Annotated in this window: 9 protein-coding genes and 1 pseudogene; 3 read left to right on the top strand and 7 right to left on the bottom strand. The window is 60.8% G+C overall.

The window, feature by feature from the left end:
* Positions 1–29: 29 nt before the first annotated feature.
* From HMPREF3148_RS00535 to HMPREF3148_RS00565, 7 genes are all read right to left on the bottom strand, one after another.
* Positions 30–806 carry an enoyl-CoA hydratase/isomerase family protein gene (locus HMPREF3148_RS00535; protein ID WP_049146705.1) on the bottom strand — a complete coding sequence of 259 codons (777 nt, stop codon included), beginning with the start codon at positions 804–806 and terminating at the stop codon, positions 30–32.
* A gap of 11 nt (positions 807–817) precedes the next feature.
* Entirely contained in the window at positions 818–1,978 is a 1,161-nt protein-coding gene (gene paaE, locus HMPREF3148_RS00540) for a 1,2-phenylacetyl-CoA epoxidase subunit PaaE (RefSeq protein ID WP_049146706.1), read from the bottom strand.
* Positions 1,978–2,517 (bottom strand): 1,2-phenylacetyl-CoA epoxidase subunit PaaD, encoded by a 540-nt coding sequence (paaD, locus tag HMPREF3148_RS00545; RefSeq protein WP_049146708.1) that lies wholly within the window; start codon positions 2,515–2,517, stop codon positions 1,978–1,980. Before paaD ends, paaE begins: the two co-directional genes overlap by 1 nt.
* A 27-nt stretch (positions 2,518–2,544) precedes the next feature.
* A complete protein-coding gene (gene paaC / locus HMPREF3148_RS00550; RefSeq protein WP_049152073.1) occupies positions 2,545–3,381 on the bottom strand; it encodes a 1,2-phenylacetyl-CoA epoxidase subunit PaaC in 837 nt (278 codons plus the stop codon).
* Positions 3,378–3,665 carry a 1,2-phenylacetyl-CoA epoxidase subunit PaaB gene (paaB, locus tag HMPREF3148_RS00555; protein WP_039672784.1) on the bottom strand — a complete coding sequence of 96 codons (288 nt, stop codon included), beginning with the start codon at positions 3,663–3,665 and terminating at the stop codon, positions 3,378–3,380. The genes paaC and paaB overlap by 4 nt, the downstream gene beginning before the upstream one ends.
* Before the next feature lie 48 nt (positions 3,666–3,713).
* Positions 3,714–4,724, bottom strand: coding sequence for a 1,2-phenylacetyl-CoA epoxidase subunit PaaA (gene paaA, locus HMPREF3148_RS00560; protein ID WP_049146713.1), 1,011 nt, complete (start codon positions 4,722–4,724; stop codon positions 3,714–3,716).
* A 108-nt stretch (positions 4,725–4,832) separates the two neighbouring features.
* The gene (locus HMPREF3148_RS00565; protein ID WP_049062535.1) at positions 4,833–5,267 is read right to left on the bottom strand and encodes a hotdog fold thioesterase; all 435 of its coding nucleotides are present in this window, start codon (positions 5,265–5,267) and stop codon (positions 4,833–4,835) included.
* Between the two features lie 95 nt (positions 5,268–5,362).
* Here HMPREF3148_RS00565 and HMPREF3148_RS00570 point away from each other — a divergent pair, with 95 nt between their 5' ends.
* From HMPREF3148_RS00570 to HMPREF3148_RS00580, 3 genes and pseudogenes are all read left to right on the top strand, one after another.
* On the top strand, positions 5,363–5,974 hold the full coding sequence (locus HMPREF3148_RS00570) for a TetR/AcrR family transcriptional regulator (protein ID WP_046646707.1): 612 nt from the start codon (positions 5,363–5,365) through the stop codon (positions 5,972–5,974).
* Positions 5,975–6,323: 349 nt separating this feature from the next.
* Positions 6,324–7,589, top strand: coding sequence for an AMP-binding protein (locus HMPREF3148_RS00575; RefSeq protein WP_168713050.1), 1,266 nt, complete (start codon positions 6,324–6,326; stop codon positions 7,587–7,589).
* 46 nt (positions 7,590–7,635) lie between these two features.
* Positions 7,636–8,880, top strand: a pseudogene (locus HMPREF3148_RS00580) (MFS transporter); the annotation flags it as partial.
* Positions 8,881–8,913: the final 33 nt, after the last annotated feature.

An 8,913-nucleotide genomic window follows, 5' to 3' on the forward strand; every position in this document is an offset into this window, starting at 1 on the left:
TGTTGTGTGTTCTAGGAGGTCTGGAGGTTTTAGCGGCCGTGGAAGACCGGCGGACGCTTCTCATTGAAAGCTGCAAAGCCCTCGTAATAATCCTCGGTATCGCAGAGTTTGCCTTGGGCAATGTTCTCAGCATCGACGCTGGCCCACAGCCCGGTGCCGTTATCGCGGATGTCCTGGACCAGGGTGCGGCTGGTGAGGAAAGCTTGGGTGGCGCCGTGGGCTGCGCGCTGGGCGATGCCCCGGGTGAACTCCAGCAGTTCCTCTGCCGGTACTGCGCGGGAGAAGAGCCCCGCGCGCACTGCCTCCGCGCCGGAGATGAGCTCGCCGGTAATGATGAGGTCCATCGCGCGGTGTGTGCCGAGGCGTTCGACGAAGAGGGAGTGCCCTCCCGAATCGAGAGTGGCGCCCAGGTTGGCAAACGGGGAGCCGAACTTGGCGTCTTCGGCGACGTAGACGACGTCACAGGCCAAGGCGAGGCCAAGACCCACGCCGAGGCAGGGACCGTGCACGGCGGCGAAGGTGGGGGCAGGAAAGTTGTCGATCTTCTTGAGCACGGGAGTGACAACGTCCGCGAGGTAGGCGGTGGCGTCGTCTTCGCGCGGATTGAGCCCCTTGATGTTGCGGCCGGCGCAGAAACCCTTGCCCTCACCGCGCAGGATGAGCGCGCGGGGCTTAAGCTGCGCGGCCTCATCGAGGGAGCGGGAGAGCTCGGCGAGGTCTTCCTCCGCGAGAGAATTGATGGCCTTGGGGTTGTTGAGTACGAGCTCAACGATTCCGGCTTCGGCGTCGTGGTGTAAATCGATCATGGGTGTTTCTCCTAGGCGTCAAAGTCGAGGACGATGTTCGGCGTGGTGGGGCGCGACTGGCAGGTCAGGATGTAGCCGGCCTTGACCTCATCGGCCTCCAGCGCGTAGTTCTCCGCCATGTCGACGTCGCCCTCGACCAGCTTGGCGCGGCAGGTGCCGCACACGCCGCCGGCGCAGGCGAAGGGGACGTCGGAACGCACGCGCAGGGCCGCGTTGAGCAGGGATTCATTGGCAGAAACCGGAGACTCAACCGAGCCGGAAAGGCCATCGAGCTGGAAGTTGATGGTGACGTTATCGCCTTCCGGATCGACCTCGACGTGGCGGCCAGCCTGGTTCTGATCCCCAGAAGGTTTGCCGGTGGTGAACAGCTCGTAGCGCACATCCTTTTCGCCCACGTTGCGGCTGGCCAGCTCATCACGAACCAGCTGCACCAGCTCGAAGGGGCCGCAGAGGAACCATTCGTCGACGTTGTCCGTGCGCACGACGTTATCCAGCAGGGTCTGGAGTTTTTCAGCGTCGATGCGCCCAGAGAACAGCGGATTGACGCGCTGCTCGCGAGAGAGGACATGGTGCACGGCAAAGCGCGTGGGGAACTTGTCCTTGAGGTCACCAATCTCCTCGGCGAACATGACGTCACCGCCGCCTTTGTTGGCGAAGATGAGCTCGAATGTGGTGTCGGGGGAGCTGTGGAGAACGGTCTGGGCGATAGCCATGATCGGCGTGATGCCGGATCCCGCGGCGATGGCCACGAGGTGCGGATTCTCTAACTTCTCCAGCTCCTCGCGGACAGCCTCAGGATTGTTCAGACCGGTCAGGTGGGTCTTCGAGGTGAATGCGCCCTGCGGGTTCATCACGTCCATGGTGTCGCCGGGCTGCAGCGTGTCGTTGGCCCACGTGGAGAACACACCACCGCGGTCGCGCTTGATGGCGACGCGCAGCACGCCATCGCGAGGCACGTCGCAGATGGAATAGGAGCGGCGGACTTCTTGGCCGTCGATAGTTGCCCGCAGCGCAACGTACTGGCCGGGGATGTAGTCATAGTCGTCCTGGAGCTCCGGAGGAATGGCGAAGGAAACCTCCACGGAGTCCTCGGTCAGGGCGCGCACCTCGGACACGGTCAGGGTGTTGAACGTGGCCTTCTTCTTTGCGGGGGCAGACGGGGTCGTGGTCATTAGTGCACCTTGAAGTAGTCGAAGGGCTCCAAACAGTCCTGGCAGTTATAGAGAGCCTTGCAGGACGTGGAACCGAATTGGGCAAGCTTACGTGTGCGGCGGGAGCCACAGTGGGGGCATTCGATGGCCGGTGGCGGTTCGAGTGTGAGCGGGATAGGACCTTCCGGCGTGGCGCGGGTTGTACCGCTGGGAGGCGCAATGCCGTAATCCTTGAGGTTTTGCCGGCCGGTCTCCGTCATCCAGTCGGTGGTCCACGCCGGGTGGAGCACGAGGTCGACACGCACCTTGGCAAAGCCGGCGTCGGTCAGCGCTGTGGTGATGTCCGTCGTGATGTGCTCCATGGCGGGGCAGCCGGAATAGGTTGGGGTAATCGTGACCACCGCGGTATCGTCTTCCAGGCGAGCGTCCCGGAGGATCCCAAGGTCAGCGATGGAAATGACGGGGATTTCCGGATCGGGTACCTCGGCAGCGACGTCCCACACGTGGGCGTCGTCAGGCTGCGTGGGGCGCAGCGGGTGGGACTTATCTGTGATGGACACGCTGAAACCTTGGTCCTTTCCTTGTCTTTACCAGGTCGCGCCGGGGTGTTGGCGCGCCAAGGACTGCATCTCCGCGAGGATGAAACCGCGGTGCTCGGAAAAGCGCCCGGTGCGCTGCCCGGAGCGAGCCTGCTTGACGTCCGGGATGGCCAGACCTGCCTTGTCGAGGACATAGGCGATGCGCTCATCGAACTGCGCGCGCAGGCTCGAAGGCAGAACAGCGATGCCTTCTGCTGCCAGCTTCTCGTGCAGCGGGAGATCCTCGAAGAGCTCGTCAAGGTAGGGCCACATGTACATCAAGCCCTCCGTGATACGGCGGTGGGATTCCTCGGTACCGAGGCCCAGGCGCAGAATCCACTGGTTGGCGTGGTCGACGTGGTACTCAACCTCCTTGATGGCCTTGGCCGCGATAGCTGCCAGGGTTTCATCCGTGGACTCCAACAGGGCGGTGTAGAGCCCGTGCTGGTAATAGGAAAAGAGCAGCTGGCGGGCGATGGTGTAGCCGAAGTCGCCGTTTTCCTGCTCGACCAGGCGGGCGGAGCGGAACTCCTCCTCATTGCGGAAGTAAGCCAAGTCATCCTCGGTCTTGCCCCAGGCGGTACCGGCATAGGTCAGCAGGAAGCGGGCATGCCCAATGAGATCGAGGGCGATGTTGCCCAGGGCAATGTCCTCCTCCATCTCTGGTGCGCGCGAAATCCACCAGCCCAGGCGCTGGGCCAAGATGAGGGCGTCATCGCCCAACATGAGGGCATAGCGTGCGGTGTCCTCGGGGGCGACTGCGCCGGAGGCGGCGATATCTTCTGCGGTGATGCCGTTGCCCTGCGATTGCTTGGTCGCAGAATCGGCGGCTGCAAATCCAGTCACAGGTGCGGCACTCCTTCTGACTTGTCGTAGTAGGTGGCGTGGCGGTAGCTCTTGCCCTGCGGGGATTCGAAGAATCCGCCCTTGGAGTCAGGGTCGGAGGAGGCAATAGCCTCGCTGGGCACAACCCAGACGGAGGTGCCTTCGTTGCGGCGGGTGTAGAGGTCACGAGCATTGCGCAGGGCCATTGTGGCATCCGGTGCGTGGAGCGAGCCGGCATGGACGTGAGAGAGGCCGCGGGAGGAACGTACAAAGACCTCCCACATGGGCCAGTTAGAGCTGGACATGGAACCTTCCTTATGGTCTCGAAGCAGGTTGGGCAGTGTGCTTAGGCGTTAAGCGATGAGCGAGGTATCAGCCGAGTGGTGCTTCTCGGCGTAGGCTGCGGCAGCCTCACGGACCCAGGCGCCGTCGGCATGCGCTTGGCGACGTCGCTGCATCCTCTGCACGTTGCAGGGACCCTCGCCCTTGATGACGGCCTTGAATTCGGACCAGTCGAGCTCGCCGAAGTCATAGTGGCCGCGCTCCTCGTTCCACTTCAGGTCCGGGTCCTCGAAGTGCAGGCCTAGGGCCTCGGCCTGCGGGACGATCATGTCCACGAAGCGCTGGCGCAGCTCGTCGTTGGAGAAGCGCTTGATATTCCATGCCATGGACTGCTTGGAGTTGGGGGAGTCATCATCCGGCGGGCCGAACATCTGTAGTGCCGGGCCGTAGAAACGGTTGATGGCCTCCTGGGCCATCTGCTTCTGCTCGGGGGTTCCGTGGGACAGCTCGTAGAGGATCTCCCAGCCTTGACGCTGGTGGAAGGATTCTTCCTTACAGATGCGGACCATGGCGCGGCCGTACGGCGCGTAGGAAGCGCGGCAGAGCGGGACCTGGTTGCAGATTGCGGCGCCGTCGACCAGCCAGCCGATTGCTCCGATGTCAGCCCAGGTGCGCGCCGGGTAGTTGAAGATGGAGGAGTACTTGGCGGTGCCGTCGAGCAACTGCTGGACGAGCTCGTCACGCGGGGTGCCCAGAGTCTCGGCGGCGGAGTAGAGGTACAGGCCGTGGCCTGCCTCGTCCTGCACCTTGGCCATGAGGATGGCCTTGCGCTTGAGCGAAGGCGCGCGGGTGATCCAGTTGGCTTCTGGCTGCATACCGATGATCTCGGAGTGCGCGTGCTGGGATACCTGACGGGTGAGCGTCTTGCGGTAGGCAGCCGGCATCCAGTCGGTGGGCTCGATGCGGGAGTCTTCCGCGATGAGAGCGTTGAAACGTGCCTCTTCCTCGGCTGTTGAGGCAGTGGGGACTGCGCTCAACGAGGCGTCGGATAAGGATCCAGATGTGGAATCAGTAGTCGTCATGGGGGCAAACCCTTCTATCCAAGGTGGGAATCAGGTGGTTACTTACTGAATGGTTGGTCAGTATATGGGAGATCTGTGACTTACGTCAACATTTCTTGTGATGTGGGTCTACTTTTTGGCGGGAATGACGCGGAAGGTGCCACGGAACTCGGCGATGGGTTTGCCTTCTACGCTGAGCTCGACGTCGACGATTCCGTTGCGGCCCCAGGACTGCCGGGTGATTGCGACGCCCTTGACGACGTCGCCTTTAAAAGCGGGCGCGATGTAGTGAATGGAGTTGTGTGCGGCGACCGCTACTTCGCCGGGGGAGTTACATGCGCCGGCGAAAAGCGAGTCGGCAAAGGTGTAGAGAAACCCGCCCTGGGCGGTGCCGTGGCCGTTGCACATTTCCGGACGTACGATGAACTGGCCTTCGCAATGGCCTAGTTCTAACTTGGTGATCGCCGCCCCGATGTGGGCGGTGGCGTTGTCACCTTCAAACATGGCGCGGACGTGGGAAAACTCTGGCGATTCCGCCACTCCTGGGCGCAAGATTTGGTGCATTGTCGCTCCTCCTGGTCGAGTGAGGAGCAGTGATATCTAAAGCAATGGGGTGTGGTGATTGCAGAGTCTAACCATTTTTTCCGGCTTCTGCTTGAATGGTTTGCGTGACTGATGTGAATGCTGGCGCCCAGCGTGGACGCCCGGGGTATTCCCGTGATGATGTGATTAACGCGGCGGTGCGCGCGTTTAACTCGCGCGGTTATGACGCGACATCAATGGGGCACGTGGCCAAAGAGCTGGGGATTACGAAGTCGGCGCTCTACCACCACATTTCTTCGAAGGAAGAGATTCTCGAGCTGACTGTCGCGCATGCGCTCAGCAACCTGGAAGCTGTGGTGGCGGAGGTTGCTGAGTCCGACCTGGGGCCGGGGGAGCGGGTGTGGAGCCTGATTCGCGGTTCGATTGAGGTGTTGTGCACCGACCCTAAGTCGGTTGCCTTGTTGCTGCGACTGCGTGGCAATTCGGATGTGGAGGAACGCGCACTGGAGCGGCGTCGTAAGCTCACTCGCTCCGTGGTGCCGCTGGTGCGGGATGCACAGGAAGCAGGGGAAATACGCGCGGATCTCGACGCCGCGGTGCTCACGCGCATGGTCTTCGGCATGGTTAACTCGGTGGCCGAGTGGTACGACCCAAAGGGTAAACTCGGCGCGGAGGAAGTCGCGAATTCGGTGGCAGAGCTGCTGTTTGGTGGCTTGCGGGCCAAGTGATTGCCAGCGGCGTTGTTGAGGTGCATGGGGGTAACTTCCGCGTGGGAGCTTTTGCTGTCAAAAATTAAGTGATTGAGCTGGGGGTTTGTCCCCTGACTGTGGGCTAGATCAAAAAACTTTCACAATTGTGTTGTGGCTCACGTGGTTGCCTTGTATTGTACGTCACATGATTTACCTGACCGATCGGTAAGTCAATATTCGCCGGTTACCACCGGCTCACGTAATCCAGGCTAAAAATCCCGAGCAGTGCTTTCGAGGGAATGCGGGTGTGGACCTTAATTCTCCCGAGTCGAAAGGCAACAACGTGACCGCAACGTTTGACATCTTTTCTGATCACCACGGCCCGCAGATGGGCATCGAGTATGCTTCCCGCGACGAAATCATCGCCTTGCAAACCCAGCGAGCCAAGAATGAGTTGCGCCATGCGTACTACAACGTGCCTCATTACCGCCGTGCGTTTGATGAAATGGGCGTCCACCCAGATGACTTCAAGGAGCTGGCAGACTTTGCCAAGTTCCCATTCACGGACAAGGAAACGCTTCGCTCCGAGTACCCGTTCGGAATGTTTGCCGTAAACCAGAGCCAAATCTCCCGCATCCACGCGTCATCCGGCACCACCGGCCGCCCGACCGTGGTGGGCTATACCCAAAACGATGTGAAGATTTGGTCCGAGCTTGTGGCCCGCTCCCTGCGTGCCGGTGGTATCCGCCCTAGCGACAAGGTACAGATCACCTTCGGCTACGGCCTGTTCACCGGCGGGCTTGGTGCCCACTACGGCGTCGAGCAGCTGGGCGCAACCGCAATCCCAACCTCTGGTGGTCAAACTGAGCGCCAGATTCAGATCATGCAGGACTTCGAGCCAGACGCGATTCTGGGTACTCCGTCCTACGTGCTCAACCTGCTGGACCGCATGCGTAAAGAAGGCATCGACCCGCGCGAAACCTCTCTCCGAGCTGGCGTCTTCGGCGCCGAGCCCTGGACTGAGGGCATGCGTCGCGAGCTCGAGGAAGGCTTCGGCATCACGGCCACCGATATTTATGGCCTCTCTGAGGTCATGGGTCCTGGTGTTGCGCAAGAATGCGTGGAGACCAAGGACGGTCTGACCGTCTGGGAGGATCACTTCTACCCAGAGATCATCGACCCAGAAACCCTGCAGCCGGTGCCTGATGGAGAATACGGCGAGCTCGTGATTTCTTCCTTGACCAAGGAGGCATTCCCGATCATCCGTTACCGTACGCATGACATCACTCGCCTCCTGCCAGGTACGGCTCGCTCCATGCGCCGTATCGACCGCATCTCGGCTCGTAACGACGACATGATCATTCTGCGTGGCGTGAACTGCTTCCCATCCCAGTTCGAGGAAATCATTACTGAGGATAAGAACCTGCGTCCGCGCTACCAGTGCGTCCTGTCCAAGAAGGGCCGCATGGACCACCTCACGCTCCTTGTCGAGCACGCTCCCGACCTCTCGAAGTCCGATATCGAGGCATCCGGTGATTGGCTGAAGAAGCAAATCAAGAACCGCATCGGTATCACTGTCGGCGTTGACGTTGTAGACCACGTTGACTGTGGCGAAGGCAAGGCCAAGCGCATTATCGACCATCGCGATATGTAAATCCCCCCGTCCAACTGCTTCTGCACCCATAGAGAGAAGAAACCCTATGTCTGCACCTGTTATTGACCGTAACCAACCGGAAACTGGAATCACCTCCGAGCACAAGCGCGTGCTCGCGGGCTCCATGGTCGGAACCACCATCGAGTGGTTTGACTTCTTTATTTATGCCCAAGCTGCGGGCCTCATCTTCGCCACGCAGTACTTTGACCCAGTTTCTAATGAGAATGCGTCACTAGCGCAGATCATCTCCTGGGCTTCCTTGGGTATTTCGTTCCTGTTCCGCCCGCTGGGTGCGATCATTGCAGGTCACTTGGGTGACCGCTTGGGCCGCAAGCCAGTCCTCGTCGTCACCCTGGTGGGCATGGGCTTGGCCACGATGCTCATGGGTCTCCTGCCGAACTACTCGGCGATTGGCATCGCGGCACCGATTCTGTTGGTCGTGCTCCGCATCCTGTAGGGACTGTCCGCCGGTGGTGAGTGGGGCGGCGCGGCAATGCTCGCCGTGGAGCATGCTCCGCGTGGCCGTCGTGGCCTCTTCGGCGCCTTCCCGCAGGTGGGCGTTCCGCTCGGCATGTTCCTGGCCACCATCTTCATGCTGGTTCTCTCCGCAGGCCTGTCGCAGGAGCAGTTCCTCGCATGGGGCTGGCGTATCCCCTTCCTGTCCTCCGTTGTCCTGATTTTTCTGGGCTACTTCATCCGCCGCACGGTGGAAGAGTCTCCCGCATTCGCTGAGCTGCAGGATCTTCAGAAGAAGGAATCTGCCCCCTTGGCGGTCCTGTTCAAGAGCCATACTGGCACCGTCATTAAGTGCGCGCTCATCTTCGCTGCTAACAACGCTGTGGGCTACTTTGTCATCGCCTACTTCACCTCTTATGGCACCAAGGTAGTGGGCTACGAGCGCACCGACGCCCTGCTAGTCGCGCTCGTTGCATCCATCGGTTGGTTCGCTGGCACCCTCTACTTCGGCCACCTGTCGGACAAGGTGGGCCGCAAGCTCACCTTCATCGTGGGCTACATTGCGTTGGCTGCGTGGTCCATTCCGTCCTGGATGGCTGTTGACTCCGGCAATCTTGCCCTCTTCGGTGGTGCGGTTCTAATCCTAGCGACCATGCTGGGTGCCACCTATGGTCCCCAGTCCGCGCTTTACGCGGAGATGTTCCCGGTGAAGGTACGCCTCTCGGGTGTTTCAATCGGCTACGCGTTTGGCTCCATCATCGGTGGTGCTTTCGCCCCGATGATCGCGGAGATGCTCTTCACTGAGTTCAAGACCTCCATGGCTATCGCTACCTATGCCGGTTCGTCGTAGTTGGTACCGGTAATCCGC

The organism is Corynebacterium sp. HMSC05D08, from assembly GCF_001807215.1.
In the GTDB taxonomy this organism is placed as follows: Bacteria; Actinomycetota; Actinomycetes; order Mycobacteriales; family Mycobacteriaceae; genus Corynebacterium; species Corynebacterium striatum.

Coding starts and splice junctions, on each gene's coding strand:
- HMPREF3148_RS00535 (WP_049146705.1), bottom strand. CDS start 806: ATGATCGATTTACACCACGACGCCGAAGCCGGAATCGTTGAGCTCGTA.
- paaE (WP_049146706.1), bottom strand. CDS start 1,978: ATGACCACGACCCCGTCTGCCCCCGCAAAGAAGAAGGCCACGTTCAAC.
- paaB (WP_039672784.1), bottom strand. CDS start 3,665: ATGTCCAGCTCTAACTGGCCCATGTGGGAGGTCTTTGTACGTTCCTCC.
- paaA (WP_049146713.1), bottom strand. CDS start 4,724: ATGACGACTACTGATTCCACATCTGGATCCTTATCCGACGCCTCGTTG.
- HMPREF3148_RS00565 (WP_049062535.1), bottom strand. CDS start 5,267: ATGCACCAAATCTTGCGCCCAGGAGTGGCGGAATCGCCAGAGTTTTCC.
- HMPREF3148_RS00570 (WP_046646707.1), top strand. CDS start 5,363: ATGGTTTGCGTGACTGATGTGAATGCTGGCGCCCAGCGTGGACGCCCG.
- HMPREF3148_RS00575 (WP_168713050.1), top strand. CDS start 6,324: ATGGGCATCGAGTATGCTTCCCGCGACGAAATCATCGCCTTGCAAACC.